Origin of the sequence: Yersinia sp. 2541 StPb PI, from assembly GCF_052217145.1 — a bacterium.
GTDB lineage: Bacteria > Pseudomonadota > Gammaproteobacteria > Enterobacterales > Enterobacteriaceae > Yersinia > Yersinia enterocolitica_E.
In genome coordinates, this window is sequence record NZ_JAZGQB010000001.1 from 3,911,920 (window position 1) to 3,929,427 (window position 17,508).

Consider the following 17,508-nt stretch of genomic DNA (forward strand, 5'->3'; position numbering starts at 1 on the left):
AAAGGTTGTATAAAATTGAGGTAAACCAAGAGAATAATTAGCTTATACCCGTCATACTTCAAGCTGCATGTGCGTTGGCTACATTCAATCACCCGAATCACTTACTTATGTAAGCTCATCGAGATTAATGAGGTTCACCCTACGGGCTAGCATAAATGCTGTTCAAATCGGTTCCGGACCTATTTGTCTCTCGCTTGCCGCCTTCCTGCAACTCGAATTATTTAAGGTATAGGATAGGAGGCCCGGCACGGATGCCTTGCACTTGTGCAAGCCAGAGTCCAGGTTTGTGTAACGAAAGAACAGGCCGCTTAACTTGCTCGGTGTAACGAATGATAGCCGGTGGCTTAAACTCATGTGTCAACAGCGCATTGAGGGTATCCAACAGTGCAAGCTGCTGAATTTGTGATGGCTGAGCTTGCTCGACTGCTGTAACTTCTTGCACCCGCGCATAAGCGACCTGAGGTGCCAACGCAAATGAGAGGTGACGAATAACCGTGCGCAGTGCATGCTGTTGCCAGTAGTCTACGCTGAATGAAGGACGGCGATGCATATCATGCAACAATGCCAAACTGTTAAAGTTTGTCACACCGTAATTCTGACGGCTTTGGCTTGATGATGTATTCGGTATTGCAGTTTGATCTGGAACGCCAGACAGGTTTGATGGCACGCCAAGACTCGCCGCTACCATCCCTAACAAGAGATGCGGCCAGAAATAACGTCTACCAAATTGTCGCCAACGATTTAGAATACCGATCACAAGTTTAAAATCCGCCGGAGCCTTGTCAATGCGTGAAAACCGCCCACAATTATTAGATGTTCTGTTCGATGATGCCATTGCAGCAGAAAACGGACCGCTACATAACGTACAACAACGCGCTACTGCACTGTTAAAACTTAACCGTGCGGTAAAAGGATTGCTCCCTTCACAAATGCAGCCGTGGTGCCGTGTCGCTAACTATCGACAGAGTGTTTTAGTGCTAGAGACTGCGAACGCTAGCTGGTTAATGCGCTTACGTTATGAACAACCCGCTCTGCTCTCTGCACTACGAGCACAAATTCTACCATCATTGTCTTCAATCGACATCAGGATTAATCCGTCGTTAATGGCCAAGGGCCATAACATTACGCAAGATGTGGCAAAATCGGCGCAAGATCCTGAAAAATCGCCGCCATTACGTCATTTAAGTCTGGAAAGTGCTAAGGAATTAAGAGGATTAGCGAGCCGTAGCCCTGAAAAACTTAGGATAATATTGGAACGATTGGCTGCGTTGGCCGGAGAGAGTGCCAACGCAACCAAAAGTGATAAGTAGCTTTTCCCTTCACACTTGAACTTACAGCGATGTTAGCTGGCTGTAATGCCAATGAGTTTGGGTACAAAAGTACTTAGTAAGCTAATACTGTAGACGGAGCTTTAAATGCCAGTGGCATTTCGGCTTCGTCTTGGAACGTCACAAATTCCCAAGCTTCTTGCTTCGCTAAAACAGCCTGCAACAACTTGTTATTTAAGGCGTGACCCGATTTGAACGCAGTAAATGCGCCAATAATATTGTGGCCACACATAAACAGGTCGCCAATCGCGTCCAGCATTTTGTGACGAACAAACTCATCTTCAAAGCGTAAGCCATCTTCATTAAGCACGCGGTAATCATCTACCACAATGGCACAATCGAAACTACCGCCCAGGCACAAACCACGGGACTGTAAATATTCGATATCACGCATGAAACCAAAAGTACGCGCACGACTGATTTGACGGACGAATGAATCGGCCGAGAAATCCAGACGGTAACGCTGAGTACTTGAGTCAATCGCCGGGTGATTAAAATCAATGGTAAAATCTAAACGGAATCCATTGAATGGAGACAATTCAGCCCATTTATCACCGTCTTCAACCCGCACAGTCTCTTTCAGACGCAGGAATTTCTTCGCAGAGTTTAACTCTTCGATACCGGCATCCAGCAGCAAGTACACGAATGGACTGGCACTACCGTCCATAATCGGCACTTCGGGAGCGTTAACTTCAATAATAATGTTATCAATCCCTAACCCTGCCAAAGCAGCGTTGAGATGCTCAACAGTAGAAATACGCACGTCATGCTCATTGACCAGGCAAGTACAGAGCATGGTATCACGCACGGATTTTGCATCTGCCGGAAAATCAACCGGTGGATTCAAGTCAGTGCGACGATAGATGACCCCGGTATTAGCCGGCGCGGGTCGCATTGTCAGCGTGACTTTCTTACCGGTGTGCAAACCGACGCCAGTCGCCTGAACAATACGTTTTAAAGTCCTTTGTTTGATCATCGTTTTATCTCGCAATGTTATCCATCCTACCGACCAAGCTTATAACAAGATCGGTGGGACAGTTTAGCACAAAGAGCGGAGATTCCAAATATTCGAAAATTAATCGGCTTGCTTACGCAAAAATGCCGGGATATCCAAATAATCGGGCTCTTTATTGGTTTGAGCAGTCGGGTCATTGACCACTTTAGCCGCAGGTTTAACTTCCTGAGGTAAAGGTGACATGCCATGCTGCTGGTAACGATGGTCCATCACAGGCTGAGTCTGCTTGTTGGTAACCAGCGTAATTTCTGGGCGTTTATCCATGCCGATACCGGTCGCAACAACAGTTACGCGCAGTTCGTCGTTCATTTCCGGGTCTAACGATGTACCGATAACAACGGTGGCATTGTCGGACGCGAATGCACGGATAGTATTACCCACAGTTTCGAACTCATCCAAACGTAAATCGAAACCAGCAGTGATGTTAACCAACACACCACGAGCACCAGACAGGTCGATATCTTCCAACAACGGGCTGGAGATAGCCATTTCTGCTGCTTCTTCTGCACGATCTTCACCACAAGCCACACCGGAGCCCATCATGGCATAACCCATTTCGGACATCACTGTGCGCACGTCGGCAAAGTCAACGTTCATCAGGCCTGGGCGGGTAATCAATTCGGCGATCCCCTGAACAGCACCTTTTAATACGTCGTTCGCTGCACCGAATGCATCCAGTAAAGAGATGCCACGCCCCAGAACTTTCAATAATTTGTCATTCGGGATAGTGATCAGTGAGTCCACATGCTTGGACAACTCAGCAATACCCTGCTCAGCAAATGCCATGCGTTTCTTGCCTTCGAAGTTGAAAGGCTTGGTAACCACGGCGACTGTCAGAATACCCAGTTCTTTTGCCACTTCGGCAACAACAGGAGCAGCACCAGTACCGGTACCACCACCCATACCTGCGGCGATAAAGACCATGTCCGCGCCTTCAAGAGCTGCACGCAGAGCTTCACGGTCTTCTTCGGCTGAATTACGACCCACTTCTGGGTTCGCGCCAGCACCCAACCCTTTGGTAATACCGCTACCAATTTGGATGGTTTGGCCAACAGCCGTCTTACGTAGCGCCTGAGCGTCTGTATTAACGGCGAAGAATTCAACACCTTCGATGCGCTCGCGCACCATGTGTTCGACGGCATTACCACCGCCACCACCGACGCCGATGACTTTAATCACCGCGTCATTGGTTAGTTCCATAGGTTCAAACATAGTTTCTCTCCGTTTTGTGCCTGTCGCTTCGAGATCAAAAAATATGTTCAGCATGATCTCTTTGTTGAAACATTAAAACTCTTTTCTCAGCCAGCTATTGATACGTTTAAACCAATTGCCCACTGAGGCACGTTTTTCTACTTCTGACTCACCACTGAGATGAGATTCTTTACCGTAATGCAATAACCCAACAGCAGTGGAGTAATAAGGTTCCTGTGCATAATCCGTCAGCCCGGTGATATTGAGCGGTTGACCGATACGAACCTGGGCATGGAACACCCGTTGTGCGCATTCAGCCAGCCCATCAATTTGTGCAGCACCGCCAGTCAGCACGATACCGGCTGCCAGATGATGCTTCACGCCTTGCTGACGCAACTGCTCCTGCAATTGTAAAATCTCGTCATTAACTAAATTCAGCAACTCGGTGTAGCGTGGTTCTATAACCTCAGCGAGTGTCTGTCTTTGCAGACTACGGGGAGGGCGTCCGCCAACACTTGGCACTTCTACACTTTCGTCCTTGCTGACTATCGACCCGAGCGCACAGCCGTGCCGAACTTTAATCGCTTCCGCATCTGTAGGCGGCGTACCAAAAGCATAAGCTATGTCGCTGGTGACCACGTTCCCGGCGTAAGGGATAACTTTGGTGTGCCGTAAAGCGCCACCGGTATAAACCGCCATATCCATGGTGCCACCGCCGATGTCAACGACACAGACCCCCAGCTCACGCTCATCTTCAGTCAATACTGCATAACTTGCTGCCAAACCGGCGAAAATCAGTTGGTCCACTTTCAGGCCACAACGTTCCACCGCTTTAACAATATTCTTAGCCATATCGTTATGGCAGGTAATCAGGTGCACTTTAGCCTGCATCCGCACGCCAGACAGACCAACAGGATTTTTGATGCCTTCCTGATAATCGATGGCATATTCCTGTGGAATAACGTGCAGGATACGATGCTCATCACGCACACGCACCGACTTCGCGGTATGCACTACGTTCTCTACATCTTCCTGAGTTACTTCTTCTTCTGAAATAGGAACCATCCCTATTTCATTCTGGCAACTGATATGTTTACCCGATAACGCCAAATAAACAGATGAAATTTGGCAATCCGCCATTAACTCAGCCTGATCGATAGCGCGCTGCACGCATTTCACTACCGATTCAAGATCATTAACCCCACCCTTATCCATGCCACGGGATGGGCAACTGCCGACCCCAATAATATTGACCATGCCATCGGGCAGAACTTCCCCTACCAATGCGGAGACCTTTGCCGTGCCGATCTCAAGACCTACTACCAGTTTTCTGTCCGTCGACTTGATCATTGTTGTTTTGCCTGTGCCTGATTCTGTTGCGGATTACTGTTCTGCTGGCCATTTATTGGTGGCTCACCACCCTGACTGCCGATAAATACCGGAGCCCAACCTATTGCAGCCCCTGTCTCATATCGCAAATCAACATAACTGACTCGTTTATCTGGCTGCTGTTGCAACATCGGATATAACTCGATGAAACGTTGCAAACGCCCCATCCGGTCATCCCGTCCCAGCTCCAGCCGAACATCATTATCTAAGGCCAACTGCCAAGAATGCCTGGCGCTCATCGCCACCATCTTTAGCTGATATTTATTGGCCGCTAACACCTTATTTATTGCCCGGTAGCCTTCCAGGACATCCTGTTCACTGCCTTCCGGACCATACAGTAATGGCAATTTCTGTGTGCCGACCCGCTCGGACGGCACACTAAATGACCGCCCTTGCTCATCAACCATATGCAAATCATTCCAGCGAGCAAAAGGCACATACTCCACCAGATGGATTTTTAGCTCATCCGGCCACTGTTTACGCACACTGGCCTGCTGAATCCAAGGCAACCTTTCAATCTGCTGCTGGATGATGTTCACATCCTGCGTCATAAAGGTACCCGGTGCGCCTAATGCCAGAATTGCCTGGCGAATATCATCATTGGTGGTGTAATGGCGCTCACCGGTCACCACCAGTTTTGACAGTGGCAGTCGGCTGGCATCTTTCATCCACCCCACTACGACCCACCCACCCCAGAGCATGGTACCCAGAACCATTAGCAGGAAAATCAGACCTGCTAGTTGGCCTCCGTTACTGCGTCGGGCCACGCTGTTTTCAGCCGCACGTTCACGCGCATTCAGGGCAGCTTGCGACATATCAGTCAGCCAACATCAAAATTCGAGCGACCAGTTGGGAGAAACTCAACCCTGACTGGCGGGCTGCCATCGGCACTAAACTGTGGCTAGTCATACCCGGTGAAGTGTTCACTTCAAGCAGGTAAAAACTGCCGTCACTGTCTTGCATGACATCTACCCGGCCCCAACCGCTGCAACCCAGCGCCTGATAAGCCTGCAATGCCAGCGTCGCCAATTGTTGCTCCAACTCATTGCTCAAACCGCTTGGGCAAAAATATTGTGTTTCGTCAGACAGATACTTGGCTTCATAATCATAGAACACGCCGGGGGCCTGAATACGGATTGATGGTAAAACATCATCACCGAGGATCGCGACGGTGTATTCCGGGCCACTCAACCATTGCTCTATCAGCACATCACTGTCGTGACGGAAAGCTTCAACCAAGGCACTCTGCAATTGATCGACGTGATCAACCTTACTCATGCCAACACTGGAGCCTTCGTGGCTTGGCTTAACAATTAATGGCAGGCCAAGCTTAGCGACACCCGCCGCTAATTCCTCTGACGAAAGTGTTTCAAACTGTTGATGATTCAACGCGACATAAGGCGAAATCGGCAGACCTGAAGCCTGCCACACCAATTTGGTGCGTAATTTGTCCATCGTCAGGGCTGACGCCATCACGCCACTGCCGGTATAAGGCAGTTGCAGGAATTCCAGTACCCCTTGCAAGGTGCCATCTTCACCACCACGGCCATGTAAAGCGATAAAGACCTTATCGAAGCCCTGTTCTTTAAGCTGAGTCACTGGGAAGTCTCGGGTATCAATCCCATGGGCATCGATACCTGCTTCTCTCAAGCCCGCTAATACCGCCTGACCTGATAGCAATGACACTTCACGTTCAGCGGAGGTACCACCCAGCAGTACCGCGACTTTCTCAGCCATGATGTTCCTCATCTTTTATCTGTGGCTGCAATTTAAGCTCAGCCAATTTACGGGCAATTTTACCAATGTTACCTGCGCCTTGAACCAGAATCAGGTCATCGCCGTTCAGCACTTGCGCCAAAATTTCAGGCACGGTTTCACTGTCTGAAACCAAAATTGGGTCTAACTTGCCACGATTACGGATGGTGCGGCACAACGAGCGGCTATCAGCCCCTGGGATCGGCGGTTCACCGGCAGCGTACACATCCAACATCAGTAGCACATCAACCTGCGATAACACATTGGCGAAGTCGTCGTACAGGTCACGGGTACGGGTATAACGGTGCGGCTGGAAAACCATCACGATGCGCTTATCCGGCCAACCCGCGCGCGCAGCTTTAATAGTGGCATCCACTTCAGTTGGATGATGGCCGTAGTCATCAACCAGCATCGCACTGCCTTCTTTGCCATTGACCGGTGCCAGCGGGAAGTTGCCGAGGAAATCAAAGCGGCGACCAGTCCCCTGGAACCCTGCCAACGCGCGCAGAATATCTTCGTCTTCAATACCTTCTTCTGTCGCCACAGCCACCGCCGCCGCTGCATTGAGCGCGTTATGACGACCCGGTGCATTCAAGGTCACCGTCATCAATGGCTTATCCAAGCGTTTGAGCGTGAAGTGCCCCTGTGGGCCTTCCTGCCGGTAGCTGGCGATCTGCACATCGGCATCATCACTGAAACCGTAGGTGGTAATGTGGCGGCCTACTCGCGGTAGCAACTCGCGCACCACGGGATCGTCAATACACATCACCGCACGGCCATAGAATGGCAAGTTATGCAAAAAGTTAATAAACGTCTGTTTTAAGTTCTCAAAGTCGCCCTGATAAGTATCCATATGGTCGGCTTCGATATTGGTGACAATCGCCACCATCGGTTGCAGATGCAAAAATGACGCATCACTTTCATCGGCTTCTGCTATCAGGTAACGGCTGGACCCAAGACGAGCATGGGTCCCTGCCGCTTTCACCAACCCGCCGTTAACAAAGGTTGGATCCAGACCGGCTTCAGCATAGATACTGGAAACCATCGCCGTGGTGGTGGTTTTGCCGTGAGTGCCTGCAACCGCAATGCCATGACGGAAACGCATCAACTCTGCCAGCATTTCTGCGCGGCGGATCACCGGAATACGCGCCTCGCGAGCCGCAACTATCTCTGGATTATCCGCAGAGATTGCAGTTGAAACCACGACCACACTGGCGTCCAGAACGTTTTCAGGACGGTGATGGAAATAAATTTGTGCGCCCAAAGAGGCCAAATGCTGAGTGACCGGGTTAGGTGCCAAATCTGAACCGCTAATCTGATAACCTTCGTTAGCCAACACTTCAGCGATACCACCCATGCCGGCACCACCGATGCCAACAAAGTGAATGTGCCGGACGCGACGCATCTCGGGCACGATAGTTCGTAGTTTCGCCAGTTGTTGTGTATTCACGTTTCTCTTCACTTTTTTGTCTGTTGCATATTCACAGCCCGCATTAACCTAACTACCTGCTGTTCATTATCTATTTTTACTATTACTTACTGGCCGCGACCACTTCAGCAGCTACGCGCTCAGTAGCGTCCGGGATAGCCACGGACCTTGCCTGTTCAGCCATAGTCAGTAAGGTTGCTCGATCCCACTGTTCCAATAAGCTGCTGACCGCCTCGGCGCTAAATTGCGGCTGCTCGATAATCTTGGCCGCACCGGCCTTTTCCAGCGGCAGTGCATTCCAATATTGCTGCCGGTCTTTATGCTGAAACGGCACAAAAATCGCCGGTAAACCTGCGGCGGCAATTTCACTGACCGTCAGCGCACCTGAACGGCACACCACCACATCGGCCCAACTATAAGCGGCTGCCATATCGTCGATAAACTCAGTAATTTTATGCTTATCATCGCCCTGCCCGACTTGCTGGTATGCCTGTAATACCTCTGGCAATGCGCCTTTACCTACCTGATGCCACAGCGTGACTTTCTCACCCAACTGTGCGGCAACCTGCGGCATTGTCTGATTTAGCACCCGCGCGCCTTGGCTACCACCGATAACCAACACACGAACCGGGCCTTCACGGCCGACCAAACGTTGCGCCGGCAATGGCAGCGCAAGAACATCGGTACGAACCGGATTACCCACCACATCAGCATTTGGGAATGCGCCGGGGAAGGCCTGTAACACCTTTTTGGCAATTCTGGCTAGCCAGCGATTAGTCAAACCGGCAATGCCATTTTGCTCATGCAACACCACTGGAATACCGCACAGCCATGCCGCCAAACCACCGGGACCGGAAACATAACCGCCCATGCCTAGCACCACGTCCGGCTGGTAGTCACGCATGATTTTCTTGGCCTGACGCACCGCACGATAAATCCGCACTGGTGCCATCAGTTGCGCCATTAGCCCCTTGCCGCGTAGACCAGAAATCTGGATGAAATCAATCTCAATGCCATTTTGGGGTACCAATGACGCTTCCATTCGGTCTGCGGTGCCGAGCCAACGCACCTGCCAGCCTTGCGCCATCAGATGATGTGCCACGGCCAATCCGGGGAAGACATGCCCCCCGGTGCCACCAGCCATCACCATTAAACGCTTGGTCTTGCCACTCATCGGGCACTCCTTACAAACGCCTGGGCTTTTGCCAGGCGTGTTTCAAAATCAATGCGTAGCAACAGCACAATTGCCGTTGACATAATAATCAAGCTCGAACCACCGTAACTGATCAGTGGTAAGGTCAACCCTTTAGTCGGCAACATTCCGGCAGCAGCCCCAACGTTAACCAGAGCCTGAAAACTGAACCAGACGCCGATTGAGCAAGCCAAAAAGCCAGAAAATCGCTGATCTATCTCCAACGCGCGACGGCCGATGGACATAGCACGAAAAGCGACGAAGAATACCATTAACAGTGCCAGAACCACACCGAAATACCCCAGCTCCTCGCCTAAAATCGAGAAAATAAAGTCGGTATGCGCTTCCGGTAAATACTCCAGTTTCTGCACTGAGTTACCTAAGCCTTGCCCCCAGAATTCACCACGGCCAAAAGCCATCAGCGACTGGGTTAACTGATAACCACTACCGAACGGATCCGCCCATGGATTCCAGAAGGATGTCACACGGCGCATACGGTAGGGTTCAGCAACAATCAGCAGACAAACCGCAAACACACCAGAGCCGATAATCGCCAAAAACTGCCACATTTTCGCGCCAGCCAGAAACAGCATCGCCAGCGTGGTAATAAACAGCACCACCACCGTGCCTAGATCAGGCTGTGCCAGCAGTAACACCGCCAGAATAACCATGACCCCCATCGGTTTACAGAAGCCCCAGAAATTACTGCGAACCTCTTCAACCTTACGCACCAGATAGCTGGCCAGATAACAAAACAGTGACAGCTTGGATAATTCCGCTGGCTGAATACGCAGCGGCCCCAATGAAATCCAGCGTGATGCCCCGTTTACCGAGCTACCCACCACCAACACTACCAGCAACATTACTATCGAAATCAGCAACATAATATTGCTATAGCGCTGCCAAACCTCCATCGGGATACGTAATGTCACTAGCGACAAACCCAATGCCAGTGCCAGATAGAGAGCATCACGTTTGGCAAATAAGAAGGGATCACTAGCCAGACGCTGACCAATCGGCATTGATGCCGATGTCACCATCACAAAACCGATAATCGCCAAACCGAATGTCAGCCACAGCAAGGTTCTGTCGTAAAGCACCATGCTGGTGGTGTCGCTTTCGCGCGATCCCATCACAAAATGTTTTACGGTATTAAACAGCCCCAGCCCCGGCATGCGCATCAGCCCAACTCCTCTGCCAGGCGAGCAAACTCATCACCACGTTGTTCAAAACTGCGGAATTGGTCCAAACTGGCGCAAGCAGGAGACAGCAACACCATATCCCCCGGAGCCAGTCTCTGCGCCAGCAGTACCATGGCCTGTTCCATCGTCTCGGTAAGCTGAGAGACCTCAGGGCGCAGTTCAGCCAGTTGCTCACCATCACGGCCAAAGCAGTAAATTTTGATATGGTCGCCTTGTAGAAAACGCGTCAACCCAGAGAAATCAGCGGATTTACCGTCGCCGCCCAACAATAAATGCAAGGTACCGTCAACCTGCAAGCCATCCAACGCTGCTTCCGTACTGCCAACATTGGTGGCTTTAGAGTCATTAATCCAACGCACGCCATTGTGCTCAAACACCAGTTGGAAGCGGTGTGATAAACCGGTAAAGGTGGTCAATGCTTTCAAACTTGACGAGCGGGGAATCCCCACAGCATCAGCCAGCGCCAGTGCTGCCAACGCATTGGTATAGTTATGGCGACCGGTCAATTTCATTTCGCGGGTATTCAAGACTTTTTCACCCCGAACCCGCAGCCAGATTTCTCCCTGCTGCTTATTCAGATGGTAGTCACCCACATCCACACCAAAGCTAATACAGCGGCTATCAGCGCCACGCACCGGCATGGTAAGCGCGTCATCGGCATTCACCACACAAACTTTAGCGTTTTCATAGACTCGCAGTTTAGCTGCGCGATATTGCTGCAAACCGAACGGATAACGGTCGGTATGATCTTCTGTTACGTTCAAGATGGTGGCCGCACTGGCATGCAAGCTTGAGGTAGTTTCCAACTGGAAGCTCGACAGCTCTAATACCACCAACTGGTTTTCTTGTTTCAATAGCGCAAGAGCCGGAACACCGATATTGCCACCGACGCCAACCTGCCAGCCCGCCGCTTTAGCCATCTCGCCCACCAGCGTGGTCACGGTACTTTTACCGTTAGAGCCAGTAATCGCAACTACAGGCGCCTGATTCTCACGACAGAACAGCTCGATATCGCCGACAATCTCGACCCCCGCCTCAGCGGCATCACTCAAGGCAGGATGTGCCAGCGCAATACCTGGGCTGGCCACAATCAAATCTGCATCTAATAACCACTGCTGATGAAGGTCACCGACATGGCGCTCAACGCTTTCAGGCAATTTATCCAGGCCTGGCGGATTAATACGGGTATCCATCACACGCGGCGTAACCCCGCGCGCCATAAAGAAATCAACGCAGGAAAGGCCGGTTAGCCCCAGCCCGATAATGACTACTTTTTTACCCTGATAATCAGCCATAATTACCGCACCTTCAGCGTCGCTAGGCCAATCAGCACCAGCATCAGCGAGATAATCCAGAAACGCACGATAACCCGTGGTTCTGGCCAGCCTTTAAGTTCGTAATGGTGATGAATCGGGGCCATGCGGAAAATACGCTGCCCACGCAACTTAAAGGAACCTACCTGTAGGATCACCGACAGCGTTTCAACCACGAATACCCCGCCCATAATCACCAATAAGAACTCTTGGCGCAGTAACACCGCGATGGTGCCTAACGCACCGCCCAAGGCCAACGAGCCGACATCCCCCATAAAGACCTGTGCCGGATAGGTGTTAAACCATAAGAAGCCCAGCCCAGCCCCCACAATCGCGGTACAGACAATAACCAGTTCACCGGCATGGCGTAGATAAGGAATGTGCAGGTATGCGGCGAAATTCACGTTACCTGTCGCCCAGGCAACCAAGGCAAAACCACCGGCGACGAACACGGTCGGCATAATGGCCAAACCATCTAATCCGTCAGTCAGGTTCACCGCGTTACTGGTACCGACAATCACAAAGTAAGCCAGCAAGATATACATCAAACCCAGTTGCGGCATGACGTCTTTGAAAAATGGCACCACCAGCTCGGTAGCCGCGGTGTCTTTACCGATGCTGTACATGGCGAATGCTGCAGCTAGGGCAATCACTGACTGCCAGAAATACTTCCAGCGGGCGATCAACCCTTTAGTGTTTTTACGCACTACTTTGCGATAATCATCGATAAAGCCGACGATGCCATAACCGATAAGAATGAATAGTACACACCAGACATACGGATTGGAGGGGTAAGCCCACATCAGCACTGAAATGGTGATAGAGAACAGAATCATCAGGCCGCCCATGGTCGGCGTGCCGCGTTTACTGAAGTGTGACTCTGGCCCATCGTTACGTACTACCTGGCCAATCTGCAATTTCTGCAAATAAGCAATCAGGTGCGGCCCCATCCACAAAGAAATAAACAGTGCCGTCAACAGACTGACAATCGCTCGGAACGTCAAATAGGAAAAGACGTTAAAGCCCGAGTAAAATTTTACTAAGTATTCAGCCAACCAAACTAACATGATGCATTCTCCTGTAACGCACGCACGACATTTTCCATGGCGGCGCTACGTGAACCTTTAATTAAGACGGTGATAACCGGATGTTCGAGCAGCAATTCACTCACACGGGCTGCCAATGTGTTCTTATCCTGAAAATGTTCGCCGTTGCCGCTCGCATCACTCAGTGTTTGACTCAATGTGCCAACACTCAGCACTTTATCGACTCCCGCCTGTCTGGCCGCCTCACCCACCTGGCGATGACAATCCACGGCGGTATCACCCAATTCGGCCATATCCCCCACCACCAACACACGGTAGCCGGGCATATCTGCCAACACTTGGGCCGCGGCAGTCATAGAACCGACGTTGGCGTTGTAGGAGTCATCGAGCAGCAATTTACCTGCCGATAATTGAATCGGGAATAAACGGCCCGGTACAGCTTGTAATTGTGCCAGCCCTTGGCGGACGGCAGCTAAATCAGCGCCAACCGACATGGCTAACGCCGTTGCAGCCAAGGCGTTAGCAATATTGTGCCGCCCCGGCAGTGGTAATTCGATGGCTATAGTGCCAAATGGCGAATGCAGGGTAAAATGTGTCGCCTGTGGTGTAATACGCACATCACTGGCATAGAAATCGATATCTTCTGCGCCGCGAGGTGAAAAATACCAAACGCGCTTGTTGTGCAGCATTTCCTGCCAATGCGGCCAGTCATTGCTGTCAGCATTAATAATTGCCGTCCCGTTAGCAGGTAACCCGGCAAAAATTTCACCTTTGGCTTTCGCCACCCCTGCCAGTGAACCAAAACCTTCCAGATGAGCGGCCGCTAAATTATTAACCAAAGCACTTTCAGGGCGGCTTAAATCCGTGGTGTAGGCGATTTCGCCCACATGATTAGCACCCAACTCAATCACGGCAAAATCATGTTCAGGCGTCAAACGCAGTAAAGTCAGTGGCACCCCAATATCGTTATTGAAGTTACCGGCGGTATACAGCACATTGCCGCATTGACGCAAAATGGCGGCAACCATTTCTTTTACCGAGGTTTTACCGGATGAGCCGGTTAAAGCCACCACCCGAGCAGGCACTTGCTCACGCACCCACGCAGCAAATTGCCCCAGTGCCAGACGAGTGTCTTTGACCACTAACTGAGGGGCCCCCACCAGTAAGCGTTTACTTACCAGCAAAGCGCCTGCACCTGCGGCAACAGCATCTTCTGCAAAATCATGCCCATCAAAACGCTCGCCTTTCAGCGCCACGAACAAACACCCCGGTGTGACCTTACGGGTATCAATGGTCACTTCGGTGATGTCGACGTTTTCACTGCCAATATATTCAGCATTAAGCAGCGTAGACAGGAAATGCAGCGAGACCTTAATCATGCCATCACCCCCAACAAACGGGCGACGGTAACTCTGTCTGAATAATCCAGGCGGCGATTACCCACTAATTGATAATCTTCATGTCCCTTACCTGCCACCAGGACGACATCTTCTTCTTTGGCTTGCATAATGGCGCTGGTCACCGCTTCGGCGCGGCCATGAATTGCCAATGCATGCCCAGCATCCAACAAGCCACTGAGGATATCCGCCACGATAGCCTGCGGCTCTTCACTGCGTGGGTTATCGTCGGTGACGACCACCCGATCCGCCAGTTGTTCTGCGATACCGCCCATAAGTGGGCGCTTACCTTTGTCACGATCACCACCGCAACCAAACACACACCACAACTGACCTTTGCAATGTAAGCGGGCCGCAGCCAGGGCTTTTTCCAAAGCATCCGGGGTATGAGCATAATCCACGACCACCGTCGGCTTACCGGGCGCGTTAAACACTTCCATACGCCCGCACACCGGTTGCAGGCTTGGTGCTGTTGCTAATAATTGTGCTAACGGATACCCCAGAGAAAGGAGGGTTGACAGTGCCACCAGCAGATTACTGACGTTAAACGCCCCCATCAGACGGCTTTCTAATTGGCCTTCGCCCCAGCTTGAGTCAAAAGTGATGCTGGCACCGTTATCGTGATAATCAACGTTACTCGCCGATAACCATGGGCCATTCCAGCCCGTAGGAACTTTGTCTTCCATGCTGACAGCAACAGCTTGCGGCAACTGCCCTAACCAGCGGCGACCGACTTCGTCATCAGCATTGATAATTTTATGTTCGGATTGATGGGTGGAGAACAGCAACCATTTTGCCGCCTCATAACTCGCCATATTACCGTGATAATCCAGATGATCGCGGCTTAAGTTAGTAAACACTGCTGCTGCAAACGGCAATGCGGCTACGCGGTTCTGAATCAAACCGTGGGAAGAAACTTCCATCGCCGCAAAAGTAGCCCCTTGCTCAACCAAATTGCGCAGTAAATGTTGAATATCAACCGCTGAACCGGTGGTATTTTCCGTCGGAATCACTTGCCCTAACAGACCATTGCCAACTGTACCCATTACCGCGCTGGTTTCCCCCAGTGCCTGACTCCATTGTGCCAGTAGTTGGGTGGTGGTGGTTTTGCCGTTGGTCCCCGTCACACCGACCAAACGTAATGCTGTACCCGGCTGATGGTAGAATTGCCCCGCCAGCTTGGATAAATGTTGATTCAAATTACGCAAATAAATAACAGGAATGCCATGCATCTCTACCACACTGGCATCCGGCGCTACACCATCGGCTTCAGCGACCACTGCCGCAACACCTTGTGCAATGGCTTGCGGGATATAGCGACGCCCGTCCGTCTGGTGGCCGACAATGGCGACAAACAAATCCCCGGCAGCGGCAACACGGCTGTCTAATGTCATTTCCCGTAGCGCCCGCTCCGGGACGTCTAGCCCCCAAGGAGCGAGTAAGTCGCGCAAGTTACGATCTGCCACCTGAACCCTCTTTTGTATTAATCACTAATTCGCTTTTATCACCGGTGGGTAACGCATCTGGCTCAATGTTCATGGTACGCAGGACGCCGCCCATGATGGCACCGAACACCGGTGCAGAAACCGCACCACCGTAATATTTCCCTGCCTGCGGGTCATTGATGACCACAACCAGAGCAAATCGAGGGTTACTCGCGGGCGCTACGCCGGCGGTGTAAGCGAGGTATCGATCCATATATTTACCGTCCGGGCCAACTTTCTTGGCAGTACCGGTTTTAATGGCAATACGGTAGCCTTTAATGGCGGCTTTGGTACCCCCGCCGCCAGGTAATGCCACGCTTTCCATCATATGAACCACGGTACGAACCAGCGGTTCAGGGAAAACGCGTTCACCGGCCACTGGCGGGTCAACTTTAGTGATCGACAGCGGGCGATAAATCCCCATGCTGCCGATGGTTGCATAGACTCGCGCTAGTTGTAACGGTGTTACCATTAGCCCGTAGCCGAAAGAGAAGGTGGCCCTCTCTATGTCAGACCACCGTTGTTTTTTAGGATATAAGCCACTGCTTTCTCCGACCAACCCCAAATTGGTCGCTTTCCCAAACCCAAACCGTGAGTAAGTATCTACTAACGCTGAGGATGGCATCGCTAACGCCAGCTTAGAAACGCCGACGTTACTCGACTTCTGCAAGATCCCGGTCACAGATAGTTCTGCATAACGGGCCACGTCTTTAATCTGGTGACCGTTAACAAAGTACGGCAAGGTGTTCAGCACGCTGTTTTCTTTCACAACGCCATGCTGCAATGCCGTCATCACTACCATGGGCTTCACTGTGGAGCCGGGTTCAAAAATATCGGTTATCGCCCGGTTACGCATAGCATCTTTCGGCGTTCCGGTCAGGTTATTCGGGTTATAAGACGGGCTATTCGCCATGGCTAATACTTCGCCGGTACTCACATCTACCAGCACCGCAGTGCCTGATTCTGCTTTGTTGAATGCCACCGCATTGTTCAATTCGCGATACACCAGCGCCTGTAAACGCTCATCAACACTCAACACCAGATTATGTGCTGCCTGACTATCGACAGAAGAGATATCCTCAATGACACGGCCATAGCGGTCTTTACGTACCGTACGTTCACCCGGTTGCCCGGTAAGCCAACGGTCAAAGCTTTTCTCAACCCCTTCGATACCTTGGCTATCGATGTTGGTCACACCGATAATGTGTGCCATCACTTGGCCTGCCGGATAGTAACGGCGTGATTCCTGGCGCAAATAGATACCGGGAAGTTTCAGCTTATGGATATAGTCGCCAATCGCGGGATTAACCTGACGCGCCAGATAAACGAAACGTCCCTTCGGGTTAGCATTAATCCGGGCCGCCAATTGATCCAGTGGGATTTCCAGTGCATCCGATAGCGCTTTCCAGCGAGTATCTAACGTAATACCCCCGCGCTCGGTCAGCTCTTTCGGATCTGCCCAAACCGCATTAACCGGCACGCTAACCGCCAACGGGCGACCTGAACGGTCACTGATCATGCCACGGGCTGTCGGCACTTCCTGTACCCGTAACGAGCGCATATCACCCTCACGCACCAGTCTGTCAGGGTTAATCACTTGCAGGTATGCAGTACGTAACATCAAACCGACCAATGCCAATAAAATACAGCCGCACAGCAACGCAAAACGCCAGCTAATAAAGCTGGCTTGTTCTTCCTGGCGCTTTAACTTCCCGGGGCGCGTTGCTTTCATCCGTTACCTTGGCTGCTAGGCGTCATGGTGGCGAC

The 17,508-nt window shown here is 51.3% G+C and carries 15 protein-coding genes; 1 reads left to right on the forward strand and 14 read right to left on the reverse strand.

The window, feature by feature from the left end; all coding sequences use genetic code 11:
* Positions 1-217: 217 nt before the first annotated feature.
* The gene (secM, locus tag V1953_RS17580) at positions 218-757 is read right to left on the reverse strand and encodes a secA translation cis-regulator SecM (RefSeq protein ID WP_083160513.1); all 540 of its coding nucleotides are present in this window, start codon (positions 755-757) and stop codon (positions 218-220) included.
* A gap of 28 nt (positions 758-785) precedes the next feature.
* Between secM and V1953_RS17585 the strand changes: the two genes are divergently transcribed.
* Positions 786-1,310, forward strand: coding sequence for a DUF721 domain-containing protein (locus tag V1953_RS17585; RefSeq protein WP_193784725.1), 525 nt, complete (start codon positions 786-788; stop codon positions 1,308-1,310).
* A gap of 73 nt (positions 1,311-1,383) precedes the next feature.
* On the opposite strand, the gene lpxC is transcribed toward V1953_RS17585, so the two are convergent.
* The 13 genes from lpxC to V1953_RS17650 all read right to left on the reverse strand — a co-directional run bounded on the left by lpxC (position 1,384) and on the right by V1953_RS17650 (position 17,473).
* Complete coding sequence (gene lpxC / locus V1953_RS17590) at positions 1,384-2,304, reverse strand: UDP-3-O-acyl-N-acetylglucosamine deacetylase (RefSeq protein WP_005181431.1); 921 nt, start codon at positions 2,302-2,304, stop codon at positions 1,384-1,386.
* A 99-nt stretch (positions 2,305-2,403) separates the two neighbouring features.
* The gene (ftsZ, locus tag V1953_RS17595; protein WP_004389003.1) at positions 2,404-3,555 is read right to left on the reverse strand and encodes a cell division protein FtsZ; all 1,152 of its coding nucleotides are present in this window, start codon (positions 3,553-3,555) and stop codon (positions 2,404-2,406) included.
* Positions 3,556-3,627: 72 nt separating this feature from the next.
* On the reverse strand, positions 3,628-4,884 hold the full coding sequence (ftsA, locus tag V1953_RS17600) for a cell division protein FtsA (RefSeq protein WP_002210431.1): 1,257 nt from the start codon (positions 4,882-4,884) through the stop codon (positions 3,628-3,630).
* Positions 4,881-5,738, reverse strand: a complete 858-nt coding sequence (gene ftsQ / locus V1953_RS17605) for a cell division protein FtsQ (protein WP_083160517.1) — start codon at positions 5,736-5,738, stop codon at positions 4,881-4,883. Before ftsQ ends, ftsA begins: the two co-directional genes overlap by 4 nt.
* A 1-nt stretch (position 5,739) precedes the next feature.
* Complete coding sequence (locus V1953_RS17610; protein WP_083160519.1) at positions 5,740-6,660, reverse strand: D-alanine--D-alanine ligase; 921 nt, start codon at positions 6,658-6,660, stop codon at positions 5,740-5,742.
* Complete coding sequence (murC, locus tag V1953_RS17615; RefSeq protein WP_442851164.1) at positions 6,653-8,128, reverse strand: UDP-N-acetylmuramate--L-alanine ligase; 1,476 nt, start codon at positions 8,126-8,128, stop codon at positions 6,653-6,655. The genes V1953_RS17610 and murC overlap by 8 nt, the downstream gene beginning before the upstream one ends.
* Positions 8,129-8,210: 82 nt before the next feature.
* On the reverse strand, positions 8,211-9,281 hold the full coding sequence (gene murG / locus V1953_RS17620; protein WP_083160523.1) for an undecaprenyldiphospho-muramoylpentapeptide beta-N-acetylglucosaminyltransferase: 1,071 nt from the start codon (positions 9,279-9,281) through the stop codon (positions 8,211-8,213).
* Entirely contained in the window at positions 9,278-10,480 is a 1,203-nt protein-coding gene (ftsW, locus tag V1953_RS17625; RefSeq protein WP_083160525.1) for a cell division protein FtsW, read from the reverse strand. The genes murG and ftsW overlap by 4 nt, the downstream gene beginning before the upstream one ends.
* Complete coding sequence (murD, locus tag V1953_RS17630; protein WP_442851165.1) at positions 10,480-11,796, reverse strand: UDP-N-acetylmuramoyl-L-alanine--D-glutamate ligase; 1,317 nt, start codon at positions 11,794-11,796, stop codon at positions 10,480-10,482. The genes ftsW and murD overlap by 1 nt, the downstream gene beginning before the upstream one ends.
* Positions 11,797-11,798: 2 nt before the next feature.
* Positions 11,799-12,881: a phospho-N-acetylmuramoyl-pentapeptide-transferase gene (mraY, locus tag V1953_RS17635; protein ID WP_083160529.1), complete on the reverse strand. Its 1,083-nt coding sequence runs from the start codon at positions 12,879-12,881 to the stop codon at positions 11,799-11,801.
* The gene (gene murF, locus V1953_RS17640) at positions 12,875-14,239 is read right to left on the reverse strand and encodes a UDP-N-acetylmuramoyl-tripeptide--D-alanyl-D-alanine ligase (protein ID WP_083160531.1); all 1,365 of its coding nucleotides are present in this window, start codon (positions 14,237-14,239) and stop codon (positions 12,875-12,877) included. The genes mraY and murF overlap by 7 nt, the downstream gene beginning before the upstream one ends.
* Positions 14,236-15,723 carry a UDP-N-acetylmuramoyl-L-alanyl-D-glutamate--2,6-diaminopimelate ligase gene (gene murE / locus V1953_RS17645; RefSeq protein WP_442851166.1) on the reverse strand — a complete coding sequence of 496 codons (1,488 nt, stop codon included), beginning with the start codon at positions 15,721-15,723 and terminating at the stop codon, positions 14,236-14,238. Before murE ends, murF begins: the two co-directional genes overlap by 4 nt.
* Complete coding sequence (locus V1953_RS17650) at positions 15,710-17,473, reverse strand: peptidoglycan glycosyltransferase FtsI (protein ID WP_083160533.1); 1,764 nt, start codon at positions 17,471-17,473, stop codon at positions 15,710-15,712. Before V1953_RS17650 ends, murE begins: the two co-directional genes overlap by 14 nt.
* Between the last annotated feature and the right edge of the window lie 35 nt (positions 17,474-17,508).

Excerpts from the sequence above, each read along its gene's own strand:
- V1953_RS17585 (WP_193784725.1), top strand. The coding sequence starts at position 786 with ATGCGTGAAAACCGCCCACAATTATTAGATGTTCTGTTCGATGATGCC.
- lpxC (WP_005181431.1), bottom strand. The coding sequence starts at position 2,304 with ATGATCAAACAAAGGACTTTAAAACGTATTGTTCAGGCGACTGGCGTC.
- ftsZ (WP_004389003.1), bottom strand. The coding sequence starts at position 3,555 with ATGTTTGAACCTATGGAACTAACCAATGACGCGGTGATTAAAGTCATC.
- ftsA (WP_002210431.1), bottom strand. The coding sequence starts at position 4,884 with ATGATCAAGTCGACGGACAGAAAACTGGTAGTAGGTCTTGAGATCGGC.
- ftsQ (WP_083160517.1), bottom strand. The coding sequence starts at position 5,738 with ATGTCGCAAGCTGCCCTGAATGCGCGTGAACGTGCGGCTGAAAACAGC.
- V1953_RS17610 (WP_083160519.1), bottom strand. The coding sequence starts at position 6,660 with ATGGCTGAGAAAGTCGCGGTACTGCTGGGTGGTACCTCCGCTGAACGT.
- murG (WP_083160523.1), bottom strand. The coding sequence starts at position 9,281 with ATGAGTGGCAAGACCAAGCGTTTAATGGTGATGGCTGGTGGCACCGGG.
- ftsW (WP_083160525.1), bottom strand. The coding sequence starts at position 10,480 with ATGCGCATGCCGGGGCTGGGGCTGTTTAATACCGTAAAACATTTTGTG.
- murD (WP_442851165.1), bottom strand. The coding sequence starts at position 11,796 with ATGGCTGATTATCAGGGTAAAAAAGTAGTCATTATCGGGCTGGGGCTA.
- mraY (WP_083160529.1), bottom strand. The coding sequence starts at position 12,881 with ATGTTAGTTTGGTTGGCTGAATACTTAGTAAAATTTTACTCGGGCTTT.
- murF (WP_083160531.1), bottom strand. The coding sequence starts at position 14,239 with ATGATTAAGGTCTCGCTGCATTTCCTGTCTACGCTGCTTAATGCTGAA.
- V1953_RS17650 (WP_083160533.1), bottom strand. The coding sequence starts at position 17,473 with ATGAAAGCAACGCGCCCCGGGAAGTTAAAGCGCCAGGAAGAACAAGCC.